The sequence below is a fragment of the Pontibacter ummariensis genome (assembly GCF_900188175.1).
GTDB classification, from domain to species: Bacteria; Bacteroidota; Bacteroidia; order Cytophagales; family Hymenobacteraceae; genus Pontibacter; species Pontibacter ummariensis.
Genome location: NZ_FZOQ01000007.1, coordinates 139,372 through 157,553, shown reverse-complemented (window position 1 = coordinate 157,553; position 18,182 = coordinate 139,372). Strand labels below are relative to the sequence as shown.

Here is an 18,182-nt window from a genome sequence, read left to right as displayed (position 1 = left end):
TTGGCTGCTGGTAAATAGCCTTACACTTCTAAACCGAAACGAACAACGCCTTGGAGCTATCCGATTTGTTACAGCCTTTGGCAGGCACTCCCCAAACTACAACCGCATTAGTTGTGTTGTTGCTGCCGCTACTGGGCTTTCTGGTGTTGTTCCTGGCAGGCAAGCACCTGCCTCGTAAGGGGGATTGGTTCGGAATAAGTATTACTGCGCTGGCTTTTGCCCTTTCCGTTTGGCTGTTCACCGAAACCTGGAACACCGCCACCTATCATAGCCGCGTTACCTGGTTTAGCTTACCTACGCTTACTGGTACGGTCACAAATTTCACGGCTGGTATCCTGCTGGACAACCTGACGGTGCTGATGCTAGTGATCGTGACCTTTATCTCTATGCTGGTGCAGCTGTTTTCTGTAGGCTACATGCACGGCGACGAAGGCTATAGCCGCTATTTCGCCTATCTGGGGCTATTTACCTTTAGCATGCTGGGCATTGTGCTGGTGGATAACCTCCTGCTGCTTTTCATGTTCTGGGAACTGGTAGGCTTTTCTTCTTACTTGTTAATTGGTTTCTGGTACGAGAAGCCTGCTGCCGTAGCAGCCAATAAAAAAGCATTTCTGGTAAACAGGGTAGGAGACATAGGCCTGCTCCTGGGGCTTTTCACTTTTTACACCTATTTCCGCACGTTTGACTTGGAAGCCTTACGCGCCCTGATCAGCATGGGGAGCTGGACGAGCGGTGACTTCGTAGTGAGTTATCTGTTCAACGGCCAACCATGGCTGGTGGCTTTAAGCCCACTACTGCTGACCTTGGCAGGCCTCGGGCTGTTTATGGGTTGTGTGGGAAAATCAGCGCAGTTCCCGCTGCAGGTCTGGTTGCCGGATGCTATGCAGGGCCCCACACCTGTGTCGTCGCTAATACATGCCGCCACGATGGTGGCGGCCGGCGTCTACTTGCTAGCCCGGTGCTATGCCTTCTTTACCGTTGATGCCCTTACTATTATTGCTATCATTGGAGCTGTAACCGCCTTGCTTGGTGCTTTGGCAGCCCTTACCCAGTACGATGTGAAGGCGGTACTTGCTTTCTCTACCATCTCCCAGCTAGGGTACATGGTAATGGGCATGGGGGTAGGAGCCTATGATGCTTCTCTCTTTCACCTGACCACCCATGCTTTCTTTAAAGCGGCCCTCTTCCTGAACGCCGGCATTATCATTCACGCCATGCACCGGGGGCTGCACCATACGCATCAACCGGAGCATATCGACGCGCAGGACATCCGCTATATGGGTGGGCTCCGAAAAGCCTTACCGCTGACCTTTTATACCTATCTGGTTGCAGCGGCTGCACTGATCGGTCTGCCCTTTTTCTCGGGCTTTTTATCGAAAGACGCTATCCTGTCGGGGAGTTGGGCCTGGGCGCAGACGATGAGCGCAACTGGGAGCAGCCTTTATTTTATTGTACCCATTCTTGGGTTTACGGTGGTGTTACTCACGGCTTTTTACATGGCCCGGCACATGTGGTTCATCTTCTTCGGGAGTTTCAGGTTGCCATTCGATGTGAAGGCACTGCGCCTGAAGGCGGGGAAGGAACTGGAAACTGTGATGGCGCTGCCTGTTGTAGTGTTGGGTATCCTTTCCTTAGGTGTCTTTTTCTCGCTTAACCCCTTGAGCTTTGGCGATAGCTGGTTAATGGATGGAATCAATTTAGAAACGGGCAATGCATACGCTGTGTTCCTGGCATCTGGCCTGCTGCAGGCGATCGCCTTGCAGGACGAGACCAACCACACCGTACACCTTGTTATTGGTGTAACATCAGCAGTGCTGGGAGTGGCAGGTATTGCGCTTGCGGTAAGTAAGTACAGGAAAAAGAGCAGTGAGGCGCTGTTACAGGAGCAAGCGGATAGCAGGCTGGAAAAGTTCTCTTATCATCACTTCTATCTGGATGAGGTCTCCCAATCTTTCTTCGTGATGCCAGCACTGGCACTAGCCAGGGGCTTGTATCGGGTAGATAAACGGGTAATTGACTATACCTTGAACAACGGCAGCAAAGCCCTCGTGGTCTTTTCGAAGGTGGTGGCCTGGTTTGACCGCTGGGCAGTGGATGGTGTCGTCTGGCTGCTGGGAGCCCTTTCTAAATTGCTGGGTAGCTTCGGTCGCCTGCTACAGAATGGGAAGGTGCAGTCTTATTATGCATACTCTCTTTTCGGATTTATTTTGATTATACTATACATCGTCCTGTTTTGATATTAAGTTTGCAATTCAAATTTTAAAGGCCTCAAACAGGAGACCTGAAATCGGAATCTTGCGCAGGAGCGACAGTGGTCTTTCCTACACTTGATGACAAAGCGGAAGGCTTCGTGTCTGACAACACTAGATGAACCTGATCTTAACTAGTTTAATCTTTACACCCTTGCTTGCGGCACTCGTAGTGCTGCTCCTGCCTACGCGCCTTGAGAGGCCAGCTAAGACAGTTGCCTTACTAGGGGCACTGGCGCAGTTGATCCTGGCGGTGGTGCTGTATATACAGTTTAACGGCAGTGCTTTTGCGAACGGGCAGGAGGGCTACCAGTTTGTCGAGAAGCTCGACTGGATCAGTTTCTCCCTGGGTAGCCTGGGGCACTTTCAGGTGCAGTATTTTCTGGGGGTAGATGGTGTCAGCGTGAGTATGGTACTGCTAACAGGGATTGTAGGTGTTATCGGCGTGATTTCCTCCTGGACAATTACCCGGAACGTAAAAGGCTACTTTCTGCTTTACCTCCTGCTGCTTACCAGCGTTATGGGTTGTTTCCTGGCCCTCGACTTCTTCCTGTTTTACCTTTTCTTCGAGTTCATGCTCCTGCCGATGTACTTTCTGATCGGTATCTGGGGTGGTCCGAACAGGGAATACGCGGCGATCAAGTTCTTTATCTATACCCTGGTGGGCTCTCTTTTCATCCTGGTCGTGATGATCGGGCTGTATGCCTCTGTGATAGACCCGCTGGCCACAGCCTGGCAGATGGGCTTAGTAGAGCGTGGAGTTGCCAGTGCCGAAGTGGTGCAACAGGTACAGCAAATGCTCCAGCAGAAGGTCATAAACCCTGCTGATCTGGTTCGTACCTTTAGTATTCCTGCCATGATGGAGCCTGCGAACTTTATACCGGACAGCCTGCTACACGTGCTGTCTGGCGCAGAACTGTGGGATTTGCCGGTTCGCTTTATCGCCTTTTTACTGCTCTTTGCCGGCTTTGCGATCAAAGTACCTGCAGTGCCCGTACATACCTGGCTTCCGGATGCGCACGTGGAGGCCCCTACGCCTGTCTCTGTACTGCTGGCTGCTGTGCTCTTGAAGGTTGGGGGCTACGGACTGATTCGTATTGTGTATCCTGTTTTCCCTGATGCAGGAACGTATTTCTCTGTATTGGTAGGAGGTTTGGGCGTGTTGTCAATCATTTACGGTGCTCTGAATGCGCTAGCCATGAATGACCTGAAGAAGCTGATCGCCTACTCCTCGGTATCGCATATGGGCTTTGTGCTGCTGGGCTTAGCCTCCCTTACAACCGAGGGGGTAAACGGAGCCATTTACATGATGTTCAGCCACGGCATCATTTCCGCCATGCTCTTCCTCGTGGTGGGCGTTATTTACGACAGGGCCCACAACCGCATGATCCAGAACTTTAGGGGACTAGCCAGAGTAATGCCTGCCTATACCACCTTTGTGGTAATCGCTTTCTTTGCCTCCCTTGGCCTGCCGGGCTTCTCTGGCTTTATTGCCGAATTACTTGTGCTGGTCGGAGGTTTTAGCGCCCCGGACCTGACCGGTATGCTGCCGCGCTGGCTGACAATTGTGGCCATCCTGGGTTTATTATTGGCCGCTGCTTACTATCTGTGGGCTTTGCAGCGCATGTTCTTTGGCAAATACTGGATCTTTCCAGAACTGCGGGAGCAGGCAGTTATTAAAGACCTGACTGTCCGGGAGTACCTGATGTTGGTGCCCCTGGCTGTGCTGGCCCTGCTTTTCGGCATTTTCCCGCACCTCTTGCTGGATAAGGTCGGGGTGGCGGCTACTGGTTTTTCAGAGTTAGTGCTACAGCAAGGGCAGGAGCAGCTGAGGCTTGTTTTATCATCCATGATTCGTTAGGTGAACGAGCAGGTAGCATACTTATCCCAAACAATTGAGGCTATCGTAGCAGGGGCAGGTAATCTGCTGCCGGAACTGCTGCTGGCCACCTTCTTCCTGCTGCTGGTTACCCTCGATCTGTTCAGGTCTCCACTTATTAAGAGCCTGCTGCCCTGGCTGGCACTGACGGGCTTGTTTGCAGCCCTGCTGATTCAGGTGCTTGGCGGTTATACTTTTCAGCAAGGTTTTTTCCTGGACTTACTGCTGTCTGACGGAATTGCCCGCTATACAGGTATACTTTTTTGTGCGGCAGGAATCTTTACCCTCTTATTATCACTCCTGAACAGGTCACTCGAGAAGCTTCGGTATGGCCACGGAGAGTACTACGGGCTTATCCTGGTGCTGGTCTTAGGACTTCACCTCATGGCAAAGTCGGTGAACCTGCTCATGGTATTTGTCGCTATCGAAGTCGTGTCTATTGCCTCTTATATCTTAACCCTCACCTTTAAGACAGAGGAAAGAGCGGTGGAGGCTGGTCTGAAATACATCCTCTACGGTGCTCTATCGGCAGGCGTAATGCTGTATGGCATGTCCTTTTTCTATGGCCTCACAGGGTCGCTGAACTATGCCGTAGAGGGCTTTGGCGCTGCTTTACTGCAAGCTGATACCTTACTGGTTACAGTGGCGGCTGTGCTGGTGTTTGCTGGTTTCTTTTTTAAGATTGCCGCCGCTCCCTTTCATTTCTGGGTGGCCGATGTGTACCAGGGCGCTCCCTTGCCAGTGGTTGCCCTGTTCTCTACCGGGCCCAAGATTGCGGGTATCGTCGTTATCCTACGGTTTGTGGGCACTTTTGCGGACCCGCTTTTCTTTGCCGATGTGCAATTTTTCTTAGGCATTGCGGCCATCGCAACACTAGCAATTGGTAATTTTACAGCACTTTGGCAAAAGACACCGCGCAGGCTGCTGGCCTTTTCTTCTGTGTCGCATGCCGGCTTCCTGTTGGTAGGCTTGTTGGCTTTCGGGGCAGATTATACGCAGAGTATCTTGTTTTACCTGACTGTGCTGTTGTGCATGAACTTCGGTATTTTCCTGTTCCTGCAAATTTCAGAGGAGGCCTTTGGGGTAGCAAAGCTGGATGGCTTTGCCGGCTTGGGGCGGGCCTATCCCTTTATTGGAGTGATGGCAGTACTATATTTGCTCTCGCTTACCGGCCTGCCGCCATTGGCCGGTTTTATGGGTAAGCTGCTCATCTTTAGCAACGTGTGGGAGGCCTATTCCCTTAGCGGAAACAACCTGTTGCTCGTGTTGTTAGCGACTGGTATTCTGCTCACAGCGGTGGCTCTATTTTATTATATCAAGATACCGTACAACCTTTTCTTTAAAAGGAATTTTAGAGAAGAAAATTTAGTTATTTCACTGTCGAATAAATTGTTATTGGTACTGTTCGCCTTGCCGCTGCTGGTCTTTTTCTTTAAACCCGACCTGCTGCTAAACTGGATCGAACAACTGCTGGCCCAGATAAATTAATATAATAGCACCCATGAGCGACGCTATAAAACATGAATGCGGTATCGCCTTAATCAGGCTTAGAAAACCGATCAGCTATTACGTAGAAAAGTATGGCACCCCCATGTACGGTGTCAACAAGCTGTACCTGCTGATGCAGAAGCAGCACAACCGGGGCCAGGACGGGGCCGGGGTTGCCAGTATCAAGATCAACGCGCTGCCCGGCATCGATTATATCAGCCGCTTCCGTTCGGTGAAGACAAGAGCCATTGACAGCATCTTCGGCAAAATCGGCAAAGAGTACAAGCGCCTGAAGGAGAACCAGCCGGAGCTGACGGACGATACGGAGTGGGTGTGGGAAAATATGCCTTTCCTGGGCGATGTGTACCTGGGGCACCTGCGTTATGGCACGCACGGTATAAATAGCGTGGATAGCTGCCATCCGATGGTGCGCGAGAACAACTGGCGCAGCCGCAGCCTGGCGGTGGCCGGTAACTTTAACATGACTAACGTGGATGAGCAGTTCCAAAAGCTTTTGGAATTGGGCCAGCATCCGAAGCATAAGTCAGACACCATTACGGTGCTGGAAAAAATCGGACATTTCCTGGACGAGGAAAACCAGGCGCTGTTCGATGAGTTTAAAAAAGGCAACTATACCAACAAAGAGATCACGCAGCTGATCGAAAGCGAGTTGGACCTGCAGCGCGTACTCAAGCGCGCCTGTAAAGATTTTGACGGCGGTTATGCCATGGTTGGCCTGACGGGATATGGTGCCTCTTTTGTGGTGCGCGACCCGAACGGCATTCGCCCGGCCTATTACTATGCGGATGACGAGATAGTAGTGGTAGCTTCCGAGAAGCCGGCCATCAAGACGGCCTTTGACATCGATTACAGCGAGATCAAGCCAATCACACCAGGACACGCCCTGATCATTGATAAAGCGGGTAATCCAGAGATGAAAGAGATTCTGCCGCAAGGGGAAAAGCTTTCCTGTAGCTTCGAGCGTATCTACTTCTCGAGAGGCAATGACCCGGAGATCTATGAGGAGCGTAAGAACATGGGCCGCCTGCTGTGCCCACAGATTCTGGAAGCAATTAACTACGACCTGAAGAATACGGTTTTCTCCTACATTCCGAACACAGCAGAGACTTCCTGGCTGGGCATGATGAAGGGCATTGAGCAGCACCTGCGTGAGTACCGTAAGAAAGCCATTCTGAACCAGCAACTGACAGAGGAGCAGCTGGATGAGATCCTGCAGTTTAAGCCGCGTGCTGAAAAGCTGGTAATTAAAGACGCGAAGCTGCGTACCTTTATTAGCGATAATGACAGCCGTGATGACCTGGTAACGCACGTATATGACACAACCTATGAGGTAGTAAAGAAGGGAGTGGATACGTTGGTGGTGCTGGATGACTCTATTGTGCGTGGAACTACGCTGGAGAAAAGCATCATCAAGATGCTGGATAAGCTGGAGCCAAAGAAGATCATCATCGTTTCCTGCGCACCGCAGATCCGTTACCCGGATTGCTATGGCATTGACATGTCGCGTATGAAAGAGTTCGTCGCTTTTAGAGCCTTGTTGGAGCTCTTGAAGGACAGAGGCCTTTACTTTAAAGTGGAGGAAGTGTATGATAAGTGCGTTGCTCTGGCCGGCACACCGGCTTTTAAAGAGCAGAACTATGTGCAGGAACTGTATGATCTCTTTACAGCAGAAGAAATATCCGCGAAGGTATCGGAGATTGTAAAGGCTCCAGGTGTTAATGCAGAGGTAGAGGTGATTTACCAGCGCATCGAAGATCTGCACCAGGCTTGTCCAAATCACAAAGGCGACTGGTACTTTACAGGTAACTACCCAACGCCTGGGGGAACAGGGGTCGTAAACAGAGCCTTTATGAACTTCATGGAGAATAAATTGGCGAGGGCCTACTAAGTAATAAAGCAGAACTGTGTAGAAAAAGCACAGCAAGACAGGAAAGCGTCTGGCCTCGAAGGCCAGACGCTTTCTTTTTTGTTGCCAAGCGCTTAAATCTGTTCCTTTTCATGTGGAACTGCTTGTGTTCTTTTCCCCGATTGGTTTAGAAGGAGAGGGGAAACTATAAAGCTTTAAAACAAAAAGGCTCTGCATAACTGCAGAGCCTTTTTGTTTAGGAATTAAAGAAGCCTTTATACAGAGAAGCTATCGCCGCAACCGCAGGTTCTGGTAGCATTTGGGTTGTTGAAGAAAAAGCCTTTGCCGTTCAGGCCGTCGGAGAAATCTAATTCTGTTCCGGCCAGGTACAGGAAGCTCTTCATGTCCACCACCACTTTTACGCCTTTGTCCTCAAACTCCTGGTCCATGGGCTTCACCTCATCGTCGAAGTCCAGCTGATAGGAAAGACCGGAGCAACCACCACCTGCAACAGAAGCACGTAAACGGAACGTATCGTCCAGCTGCGCATCTTGCTTTAGCTTTATTACCTTCTCTTTTGCTTTATCTGAAACTGTGATCATAATCGGGTGTTTTTAAGGAAGCAAGTAAAAGTTATTTCTCGTTTACTGCCTCACATCGTTAACACAAACGCAAGCAGGCTTGTTCCTGATCGCGCTAGTGATGGTCTTTCTTAGTGGTGAGACTTAGGCAGCTCCAGTGCCGGCAAGCCGTTCTTCACTCTATAGTCGTTGATGGCAGACTTGATCGCGTCTTCTGCCAGTACAGAGCAGTGGATCTTAACCGGTGGCAGGGCCAGCTCTTCTACAATAGCCATGTTATCGATAGCCAGTGCCTCGTCTACTGTTTTGCCCTTCAGCCATTCTGTTGCCAGGGAAGAAGAAGCGATCGCCGAGCCACAACCGAATGTTTTGAACTTTGCGTCGGTGATTACCTGGTTCTCGTCTACTTCAATCTGAAGGCGCATCACGTCGCCGCACTCAGGGGCTCCTACAAGGCCAGTGCCAACGCTTGCTTTTGATTTGTCCAGCGTACCTACATTACGTGGATTGGTGTAATGGTCAATTACTTTATCTGAATAAGCCATAGCTCAAGTGTTAATTACAAATGGTGTATAAAAGGAGTGGTGTCAGATATTAATGTTCTGCCCACTCAATAGAGTTCAGGTCGATCCCTTCTTTGAACATCTCCCATAGCGGAGACAGCTCGCGTAATTTGGCGACAGCCTCTTTCACGTGGTTGATGGCAAAGTCGATCTCCTCATCTGTTGTGAAGCGGCTCAGGCCGAAACGCAAAGAAGAGTGCGCCAGGTCATCGCTCAGGCCCAAGGCCTTCAGCACGTAAGATGGCTCCAGAGAGGCAGAGGTACAGGCAGACCCGGAAGAAACAGCCAGGTCTTTCACGCCCATCATCAGTCCTTCGCCTTCTACATACTTAAAAGAGATGTTGGAAACATGCGGCAAACGGTGCTCGGTAGAACCGTTTACATAAGATTCCTCAATGGTAATCAACTCTTTCTCCAGGCGGTCGCGCATAGCAGCGATACGAGCGGTATCGGCTTCCATGTCCTGCTTAGCAATTTCAGCGGCTTTACCCAGGCCAACAATACCAGGCACATTCAGTGTACCGGAACGCATGCCGCGCTCGTGTCCGCCACCGTCCATCTGGGCAGTAACTTTCACACGCGGGTTCTTGCGGCGCACGTACAGTGCACCAACGCCTTTCGGGCCGTACATTTTGTGCGCGGAGAAAGCCATCAGGTCAATGCCATCTGCTTCTACGTCTACCGGTATCTTGCCCACTGCCTGCGTGGCATCTGTAAAGAACAGGATACCGTGCTTTTTTGCAAGGGCAGAGATTTCGCGGATTGGCTGGATAACACCTACCTCGTTGTTGGCATACATCACCGAGATCAGGATGGTCTTATCTGTGATCGCCTCCTCCAGTTGCTTCAGGTCGATCAGGCCTTTTTCATCCACGGTCAGGTAGGTTACCTTACCGCCTACTTTCTCGATGTGCTTGCAGGTATCAAGCACTGCTTTGTGCTCTGTTGTAACCGTAATAATGTGGTTCCCTTTAGACGCATACATTTCGAACACGCCTTTGATCGCGAGGTTATCAGACTCGGTAGCGCCGGAAGTAAAGATGATTTCTTTAGGAGAACAGTTAATAAGAGAGGCGATCTGCTCGCGGGCATAATCCACTGCCTCTTCTGCCTGCCAGCCAAAGGCGTGGTTACGAGAAGCAGCGTTGCCGAACATCTTGGTCATGTAAGGCAGCATGGCATCCAACACACGCGGGTCTAACGGCGTAGTGGCATTGTTATCCAGGTATATAGGGAGTGTTAGCATATAACTTTCAGGTTTCTGTTCTGCACTGTTCCACGAACAGTCCGAAGAAATGATTAGTTTTGATACGCTGCGAAATTAGAAAAAAAACCTTACTTAGACTAATTACAAATTTAAAATGCGGAACGTAGAACATATAGGCATTGCTGTTAAAAACTTTGCGGAGGCAAATGCTTTATACTTTAAATTATTGGGCGTAGAACCCTATAAAACAGAGCATGTTGCGTCGGAGGGGGTTAACACTTCCTTCTTTAAAGTAGGCGAGACAAAGATAGAATTACTGGAAGGTACCAACCCTGAGAGTGCGATCAGCAAGTTCATCGAAAAGCGCGGGGAGGGCATTCACCACATCGCCTTTGAAGTAGAGGACATTCTGGCTGAGATGGACCGTTTAAAGGGGGAGGGCTTTACGTTACTGAACGACACGCCGAAGAAAGGGGCCGACAACAAGTTGGTGTGCTTTGTGCACCCTAAAAGTGCGAATGGGGTTCTGGTTGAGTTGACGCAGGAGATAAGATAAAGGACTTAGTCCCTAAATGGTTGCTCGGAAGGGACAATCCCTCCGGAGAGTGCAACCATTTAGCCATGCAACCTTCAATAATAAGAAAGACATGAGCCAGTTTTTGAAAGAGGTACAGGCTGCAGAAGAGGAACTGCTAGTGGGTAACGTTATTCTTTACCCTACAGACACAGTATGGGGTATTGGCTGCGATGCAGAGAACACAGCCGCTGTGCGCAAAATATTCAAGATAAAGGAGCGGGAGGAGTCGAAGGCTATGATCCTGTTGGTGGCAGATCAGCAAATGCTGCTGCACTATGTGCGAAAGTTACCTGCTGACTTTGAGCAACTGGCCAAGCAGCAGGAACGCCCTACAACCTATGTTTTTTCGGAGCCGCAGAACCTGCCGAAAGAGTTATTGGCTGAGGACGGTACGGTGGCTATCCGTATTGCGCAGGATGAATTCTGCCACCGTTTGATCCGGCAGATCGGGCGGCCTATTGTTTCAACTTCTGCCAACGTGAGCGGGGAGCCCTCTCCCAAAACCTTTGCGGACGTATCAAACATCATAAAAGAGCGGGTGGACTTTGTCGTTCGGTGGCGGCAGGGCGATCCCATGGATTCCAAGCCCTCGCGTATTGTGAAGATAAACCCGGACGGAAGTCAGCAGGTATTGCGCGACTAGCTGGGCAAAGGGCAAGCCACCAGGGGGGATAATAAAATGAGAGGAGGTTTAAATGCTCATCTTTTGTCCCTCTACACCTGGCCCTTTGTCCAACAGATGTCCGGCAGCCCTGTATTTTTAATTTATTAGCTTAATTTTGTACCTCAGGTAAAGCAGTTGCAGCCTTAGGTTTTAATTCTTGAAATGGACAAAGTACAATTACCCGAGCACCCGATTTTTGATGTTGTATCCAAAGCGGCCTCTGAGTTAGGCACCGATGCTTATGTAATTGGCGGTTTTGTGCGGGACCTGGTGCTAAAGCGAACATCCAAGGACATCGATGTGGTATGCGTGGGAGATGGCATTGCGCTGGCGTCTATGGTGGCTCTTAAGCTGCCTCACCGACCGAAAGTTTCCATTTTCAAAAACTTTGGCACTGCCATGCTGCGGGCCGATGAATGGGAGGTAGAGTTCGTGGGGGCCCGCAAGGAGTCGTACCGGGAGCATTCCCGCAAGCCAGAGGTAGAGCAGGGCACCTTGGATGACGACCTGAAGCGTCGTGACTTTACCATCAATGCCTTAGGCATCAGCCTGAACAAGCAGAACTACGGAGCGTTGATCGACGAGTTCAATGGGCTGAAAGACATGAAACGCAAGGTTATCCGGACGCCCCTGGAGCCTGGGATAACCTTCTCCGATGATCCCTTGCGCATGATGCGCGCTATTCGCTTTGCTACCCAGCTTGGCTTTGATATTGACCCGGATACCTTTGATGCCATCACGGAAAATAAGGAGCGCATCAAAATTGTATCGCAAGAGCGCATTACAGATGAACTGAACAAGATCATCTTGTCTCCAACTCCCAGCTATGGCTTTAAACTGCTGTTTGTCTCGGGGCTTTTGCACCTGATCTTCCCGAAAATGGTGGAACTGCAGGGGGTGGAAACGAAGAACGGCAACTCGCACAAAGACAATTTTTACCACACGTTGCAGGTGCTTGATAATGTGGCGGAGGTGTCGGATGACCTGTGGCTGCGCTGGGCGGCTATCATGCACGACATCGCCAAGCCCGACACGAAGCGCTACTCTCCCAAAGTGGGCTGGACTTTCCACGGGCACGAAGACCGTGGGGCCCGCATGGTGCCCAAGTTGTTCCGGGACCTGAAACTGCCCCTGAACGAGCACATGAAGTTTGTGCAGAAGCTGGTGAAGCTGCACCTGCGCCCGATTGCCCTGGTCAAGGAAACAGTGACCGACTCGGCCATACGCCGGCTTCTGTTTGAAGCAGGGGATGATGTGGATGCATTAATGACCCTTTGTCGCGCCGACATTACCTCTAAAAGCGAAAATAAGGTAAAGCGCTACCTGCAAAACTTCGATAAGGTGGAGCAGCGCCTGGTGGAGGTAGAGGAAAGTGACAAGCTGCGTAACTTCCAGCCGGTGATAACCGGGGAGGTGATCATGGAAACCTTCGGCCTGAAACCTTCTAAAACAGTAGGAGAGCTGAAAGAGGTCCTTACGGAGGCAATTCTGGAAGGAAAAGTAAGAAACGAGTTTGATGAGGCGTATGCTTTCCTTTTAGAAAAAGGAAAGGAGATGGAGCTACCTGTTGTAAAAACATTGGCTTCAAATGAAAAAGGGGAGTAGTGTAAAAGCAGCTCCCCTTTTGATATGATCACTTATTGCAGGGTGCAGCGGATTGCCTCTGCTTGCATGGGTACGTGGTTGCGCCCAACTACCGCAAAAACCCTTTCGCCGCGCAGTACTGCATCAGTCAATAGCCGGTACATGTGCAGATTCCGAAACTCGCTGCTGTGCCGGTTGATGGCATTGGTGAATTTGCCTCCCGTTTCTTCTCCATTGCCTCCGGGCGTGAACCATTCTGTAGGAGCTTCCCACCAGTTGGCTGGTGCCGACCAGTATTTCGCGTAAGCAGGCTGTAAGGATGCTATATCGGGCAGCACAGCCGCAAGAGCGGGAAGCACCTTGTTTGCTTTATCCATCAGTTGTCCTATTGCCTCCTTGGTTTGCTCTACGCTCATGTTCTTGCGCTCCCGAAGCCTGTTGGCTTCCCGGAGAATGTAAAACAGTTTGATCTGCTCGGGAGTAAACTCTTTTAAAGAAAGTAAGTAATTCACCTCCTCCTGTGGCCGGGGCTCCAAGGTTTGTGTTGGAACTCCCGCTAACCCGGCCATGTACCGCACGAAGCCAGACTCTCCTAAGCGTTTTATCGTTTCAGTTCCTGAATCTGCTGTACCCCGGTCCGGGCCTTCGAAAAAGGCAAGGGTGGGGCTCTGATCTTTCCACGCCTGGCGTATAAGCTCAAACTGCGGATGCGTGGCGTCGTCGGAGTGGGACGCTCCAATGTACTGCAGGCTTCCGCCGTCCGGCCTTGTGAGCTGCAGTGACCATTCCGTGTGCGGGGTCTCTTCCCAGTTTAGGTAAGAGATCAGCTTGCTGTCGCAAGAGGTCTGTGGCTGCCCCTGACCTTGTACTGTTTGCCTGCTTGCTACAACAATAGCAGTGCTCGCAAACACGAGAAGCATTGTGTTCTTAAACATAGTTTTATGGTTTTGGTGGTATAGTCGCTTAGTGGGATTATGCCCGAAAAAAGCGGTACTACTGGGGAGGGTTATGCCGCGTAAAGCTTTAGCAAGTAGAAATGAGTTTGACGAAGCCTTCGCCTTTCTGTTGGAAAAAGGAAAGGAGATGGGGCTCCGCCAAATTCATTCGTCAAACAACAACTAAACAAATACTTGTTATGCTATTAGAACGACGTAATCCGGTTTTAGTATAGTTTTATTTTGTACTGATGGCGGTTTTTATGCTAGCCTGTAAAACATGCAGCTTAAGCGGTTTCCGGGCTTCGTTCAGCGGCGCTTTACGCTACTGGGGCCAGAGGTATCGATAATGGTATTGCTTGGGTTGCCGCTGTAGGTGATACGGCTGGTGCCGGAGGCATCGGCGCGGAGGCTGGAGGTAGCGTTCACCTCGGCTACGCTTGCTCCGGTTACATCCACATCTACTGCTTTTGCCCTTAAGTCTTCCGCATCTACTCCTACAGCACCCGTAGCGTTCAGTTCAAACCGTTCTGCCTGTCCTCTGAACTTACTGATGGAAGCCCCTGCTATGTCTACTTTCAGGTCACGGACGTTTAAGTCAGCAACAGACTTGGTTGCCCCGGACATGCTGATATCCAGGTTGTCAGAAGTAATCCTTCCTATATCGGCTTTAATAGCACCACTGAGGTCTATGTTTCGGATATTGGGCGCTGTAATTTGTACCAGTGTGGGCTTCCTGTCATCGAACAGGTTAAAATTCTTATCCTCCGAGTTGATGATAAGCTGGTTGCCCTGCTTGTCAAACCTCATACGGTCAATGCCTTCCTGCTCTCCGCGCACGCGCACGCGATAATCATTTCCTTGCTGGATCTGTACGTGGTAAGGGCCGCTAACGGAGATTTGTTCAAAGTCACTGTAAGTGAAAGTACGGCTGTTGCTGCTGTACTGGTTCTCATCCAGGAGCACACTGCCGCTTATGCCAATGTCTCCCCTTTCCAGGTCAATGTCTACGTCAAAGGCACCATCGCTGAAGGAGGCGTTCTCTACAAAGCTTTCCGAGTCCAGGGTATCGGTGGCGCAGGTCAGGCATTCCAGTTGGTCGCCTCTTACCTGCCATAGGTTACGCACGATCTTGTCTGTGCTGTAGTCTTCAGTAAAGGTGGCGCTGGGAAGTAAGTGGACAAACTCCCGGGTCAGGCGCAGGGGCTTGTTTGGAGGCAACTGCAACACCACGGCCAACTCCTGGTCCCGGAACTTTGCTCCCTCCTTAAACTCATAGCTGTTATCAAACCGAATTGTGGAGTCCCGCTGAACAACCCGATAAGTGATCATGCGCGCATTTTCCTTCGCTTCTTCTTCTGTTTTGCCTTTTGCCTCTGCCCGCTGGATGATTTCGACGTTCTGTCCAGGCGCAGTCTGTACATCGATGTAGAGGTTGTCATAGTCTAAGTGCGTGTCATAGGCATCCAGGATAAGGGTGCCAAAGCCCGATGCGGGTATTGTTTTCGTTGTGATGACTTCGCCGCTTCGGCGGAAGTTGTTCGTATACATCACGATGGAGGTGATCATAACGAAAAGTGCTACCAGCCACACCCCGAACATAGACCAGCCTGCAATGGGGCGCATAATCGTGCGCTTCAGCAAGAGGCTGATCGCCAATACCATCAAGAGCAGAAGCGGGATAAGACCTACAAGAAAACCTGCCACCAGTCCGGGCCTGGGAAAGCCCCCGAGCAGGACGGAGGCCGGAAAATCACCTAAAACGATGTACTGAGAGTCTTCTATCCAACCTAAGGCAACAAAAAGCGCGGAAAGCAAGCCAATTGTAAGCCCTATCGAAACAACCAGCAGTATAATGCCGGCACCAATGCGTATCAAGGCAACCAGAAAGCCCAGAATTGGCCCCAAGGCCCTGCCCAACCAGTTAAAGATTTGGGAAACCAAGCGGATCGGGAGTAGTATGATCTTAGCCAACGTGCTTTCCTCACCGTTGCTGTCCCGCATGTTCAGGTTGTCTTTCAAGGTTCGCTCAATGCCGCTCAGGGTAACGGGGTCTCCTTGCATTTGCATGCGTTCTGTTAGCGTCACGGCCTCAGGCATGGCGATCCACAGGACAATGTAGAGGATCACCCCGAAGCCGCCGAGGAAGATAGAGACCAGGAACAGGATGCGAATCACCGCAACGTCTACCCCAAAATACTTGGCAATGCCGCTGGCCACGCCCCCGAGTTTCTTGTCTTCGGGGTCGCGGAAAAGCTTTTTAACAGAGGTTTCCGGTAGCTGGTCGCTTTGGGGCATGGCAATCCACAACACTAGGTAAAGGATAATGCCAGTTGCCGTAGAAACGCCGGCGGAGATAACACCCAACAGCACAAACAGCACAAAGAAGAGCCTTACCCACAACGTGTCGATGTTAAGGTAGTTGGCTATACCAGCCGATACCCCGGCTATTACTTTGCGGTTTATGTCGCGGTACAGCTTTCTGGAACCAGCCGTGCCCGTAGTACCTGTCGTGTCAGACGTATAGGCGTATTCTGCCTCCGGGCCCGGGTTAGGGATCTCCGCTTCGATAGGCTCCTCTACCTCAAAGTCCGTAACATTGCCCATGCGGCCTATCAGGTACTGCACATCCTCCTGGGTGATCACCTGTTTTCCGGGAGTCAGCCGGCCCGCAAATATTTCAGCAATTCGGGCCTCTATGTCCGCAACAATCTCTTCGTGCCCCTCATAATTCGAGAAGTAGGTTCTGATCGAGGCTAAATATCTGCTAAGTTGCTCATACCCATCCTCCTCTATGTGGAAGATGACGCCCTGCAAGTTTACGTTTATATTCTTTTTCATAGTTACTGCGCTTTCTTGTTGTGGATAATGTATTCTGTGGAGGCCACCAGCTCAAACCAGGTTTCCCGGAGCTGTTCCAGGAACTCTCGTCCTGTTTCGGTGAGCTTATAGTACTTGCGAGGCGGCCCAGAGGTGGATTCTACCCAATTGTAGTCGAGAAGTGACGCGTTCTTGAGGCGGGTGAGCAAAGGGTAGAGGGTACCCTCCACAACGATCATTTTGGCCGCTGTCAGCTCTTCCAACATATCGGACGCATATACTTCACCACGAGAGATTATCTCCAGGATGCAGAATTCGAGAATTCCCTTCCTCATCTGCACTTGTGTGTTTTCTACTTTCATGATGATTCCGTTATAATGTTGAAGCAAAGATATAATAAGGTACTATGTAAAGCAAGGTACTGTATATAAATCTTTACGCTAGTTTTTTTTAATGGTTATTCAGTCTGTATAATTATCATTATAATTCAGTAAGTTTGGATTAAATCTAATTGAGCAGATGGTTTCCTGAATGCTGTCTTTATATCAAAACCCTGGTATGCAGTGTTGTAACGGCTTAAGTGGCTGTATTGCCAAAAGGCTAAGAGGGCTGTTGAGGAACTAAGAATTTACGCTTCGTGAATAGTATGATCAGATCTACCTTTTGCTGCCTATTGGTGATGCTGCTTGTTATTTCGTGGTCTGTTGCCACAGCACAGGTATCGACTCCTAAATACAGCAATGAGTTTTTAAATGTAGGGGTGGGCGGGCGTGCCTTAAGTATGGGCAACGTGCAGACAGCCATTGCAAATGACGCGACTGCCGGTTACTGGAATCCGGCAGGCCTGCTACGGCTAAAGGACAAGTACAACATCACCCTGATGCATTCGGAACTCTTTGCCGGCATCGCGAAAAATGATTTTGCCAGTTTCGCCATGCCATTGGATAGCAGTAGTGCTTTGGCAATCTCTGTGATCCGTCTTGGAGTGGATAACATTGCAGATACCCGTCGGCTGCAAAATGAGTACGGTTATATTCAGTACGACAGCATCCGGTTCTTTTCTGTGGCCGACTATGCGATGCTTTTGTCGTATGCCCGCCAGAGTAACCTGATCGAGGGGCTGCAGTTAGGGACCAGCGCCAAGATCATCTACAGAAACGTTGGCGAGTTCGCCAATGCTTACGGCTTCGGTGTGGATGTAGGGGCGCAGTTGCAGCGGGGGGACTGGCAGTTTGGATTAATGGCCAAAGATGTGACGACGACCTTTACGGCCTGGACGCATAACGTGGAGGAGCTGGAGGAGGCCTACCAGCAAACAGGCAATGACCTGCCTGAGAACCATGCAGAGCTGACCCTTCCAAGGCTGGTCATCGGAGTGGCGCGGTTCTTCCAATTCAATGAAAAGCTCTCGGGGCTGCTCGCTACTGATCTTGACTTTACTTTTGACGGCAGACGAAACGTACTGCTGAGTTCTGAGCCTGTATCCCTTGATCCTCACATAGGCTTGGAGCTAGCATATGCCAATACGGTTTATGTTCGTGGAGGAATTAACAACTATCAGGAAACAGTTAACTTTGATGGGGGCACGGCAAAGAGCATGCAACCTAACTTTGGCGTTGGAGTTAAAACCAATGGCTTGAGCTTAGACTTGGCTTTATCCCGTGTCAGCTACTCCGAAGCAAACACGGTAGGAGGAGCCAACACATCCTCAGTTGTTATTTCCTTGAGCTACTCTGGTAATTAAAGCACCAATGTTTCAGCAATCACC

General features: G+C 50.4%; 14 protein-coding genes. 8 read left to right on the top strand and 6 right to left on the bottom strand.

The window, feature by feature from the left end; all coding sequences use genetic code 11:
• Window positions 1-50: 50 nt before the first annotated feature.
• From nuoL to CHB92_RS09815, 4 genes are all read left to right on the top strand, one after another.
• A complete protein-coding gene (nuoL, locus tag CHB92_RS09830; RefSeq protein WP_245842433.1) occupies window positions 51-2,237 on the top strand; it encodes an NADH-quinone oxidoreductase subunit L in 2,187 nt (728 codons plus the stop codon).
• Window positions 2,238-2,367: 130 nt separating this feature from the next.
• A complete protein-coding gene (locus CHB92_RS09825; protein WP_179223003.1) occupies window positions 2,368-4,110 on the top strand; it encodes a complex I subunit 4 family protein in 1,743 nt (580 codons plus the stop codon).
• Complete coding sequence (locus CHB92_RS09820; RefSeq protein WP_089319019.1) at window positions 4,111-5,616, top strand: NADH-quinone oxidoreductase subunit N; 1,506 nt, start codon at window positions 4,111-4,113, stop codon at window positions 5,614-5,616.
• A gap of 13 nt (window positions 5,617-5,629) precedes the next feature.
• A complete protein-coding gene (locus CHB92_RS09815; protein WP_089319018.1) occupies window positions 5,630-7,525 on the top strand; it encodes an amidophosphoribosyltransferase in 1,896 nt (631 codons plus the stop codon).
• Window positions 7,526-7,758: 233 nt separating this feature from the next.
• Here the strand turns inward: CHB92_RS09815 and CHB92_RS09810 are convergent, their stop codons facing one another.
• The 3 genes from CHB92_RS09810 to CHB92_RS09800 form a co-directional block, all read right to left on the bottom strand.
• Entirely contained in the window at window positions 7,759-8,085 is a 327-nt protein-coding gene (locus CHB92_RS09810) for a HesB/IscA family protein (RefSeq protein WP_089319017.1), read from the bottom strand.
• 110 nt (window positions 8,086-8,195) lie between these two features.
• Window positions 8,196-8,609, bottom strand: coding sequence for a Fe-S cluster assembly scaffold IscU (gene iscU / locus CHB92_RS09805; protein ID WP_089319016.1), 414 nt, complete (start codon window positions 8,607-8,609; stop codon window positions 8,196-8,198).
• A 49-nt stretch (window positions 8,610-8,658) separates the two neighbouring features.
• The gene (locus CHB92_RS09800; protein WP_089319015.1) at window positions 8,659-9,873 is read right to left on the bottom strand and encodes an IscS subfamily cysteine desulfurase; all 1,215 of its coding nucleotides are present in this window, start codon (window positions 9,871-9,873) and stop codon (window positions 8,659-8,661) included.
• A gap of 115 nt (window positions 9,874-9,988) precedes the next feature.
• On the opposite strand from CHB92_RS09800, the gene mce reads away from it, so the two are divergent.
• The 3 genes from mce (at window position 9,989) to CHB92_RS09785 (ending at window position 12,680) form a co-directional block, all read left to right on the top strand.
• Window positions 9,989-10,390, top strand: coding sequence for a methylmalonyl-CoA epimerase (gene mce / locus CHB92_RS09795; RefSeq protein ID WP_089319014.1), 402 nt, complete (start codon window positions 9,989-9,991; stop codon window positions 10,388-10,390).
• 91 nt (window positions 10,391-10,481) lie between these two features.
• Window positions 10,482-11,054 (top strand): L-threonylcarbamoyladenylate synthase, encoded by a 573-nt coding sequence (locus CHB92_RS09790; RefSeq protein ID WP_089319013.1) that lies wholly within the window; start codon window positions 10,482-10,484, stop codon window positions 11,052-11,054.
• Between the two features lie 183 nt (window positions 11,055-11,237).
• Window positions 11,238-12,680, top strand: a complete 1,443-nt coding sequence (locus CHB92_RS09785; protein ID WP_089319012.1) for a CCA tRNA nucleotidyltransferase — start codon at window positions 11,238-11,240, stop codon at window positions 12,678-12,680.
• Between the two features lie 32 nt (window positions 12,681-12,712).
• Here CHB92_RS09785 and CHB92_RS09780 read toward each other — a convergent pair whose 3' ends face one another.
• From CHB92_RS09780 to CHB92_RS09770, 3 genes are all read right to left on the bottom strand, one after another.
• Complete coding sequence (locus CHB92_RS09780; RefSeq protein WP_089319011.1) at window positions 12,713-13,594, bottom strand: hypothetical protein; 882 nt, start codon at window positions 13,592-13,594, stop codon at window positions 12,713-12,715.
• A gap of 309 nt (window positions 13,595-13,903) precedes the next feature.
• Entirely contained in the window at window positions 13,904-16,435 is a 2,532-nt protein-coding gene (locus tag CHB92_RS09775; protein ID WP_089319010.1) for a GIN domain-containing protein, read from the bottom strand.
• A 2-nt stretch (window positions 16,436-16,437) separates the two neighbouring features.
• Window positions 16,438-16,776 carry a PadR family transcriptional regulator gene (locus tag CHB92_RS09770; protein ID WP_089319009.1) on the bottom strand — a complete coding sequence of 113 codons (339 nt, stop codon included), beginning with the start codon at window positions 16,774-16,776 and terminating at the stop codon, window positions 16,438-16,440.
• A gap of 284 nt (window positions 16,777-17,060) precedes the next feature.
• Here CHB92_RS09770 and CHB92_RS09765 point away from each other — a divergent pair, with 284 nt between their 5' ends.
• Complete coding sequence (locus tag CHB92_RS09765; protein ID WP_245842431.1) at window positions 17,061-18,158, top strand: putative type IX sorting system protein PorV2; 1,098 nt, start codon at window positions 17,061-17,063, stop codon at window positions 18,156-18,158.
• The last annotated feature ends 24 nt before the right edge of the window (window positions 18,159-18,182 follow it).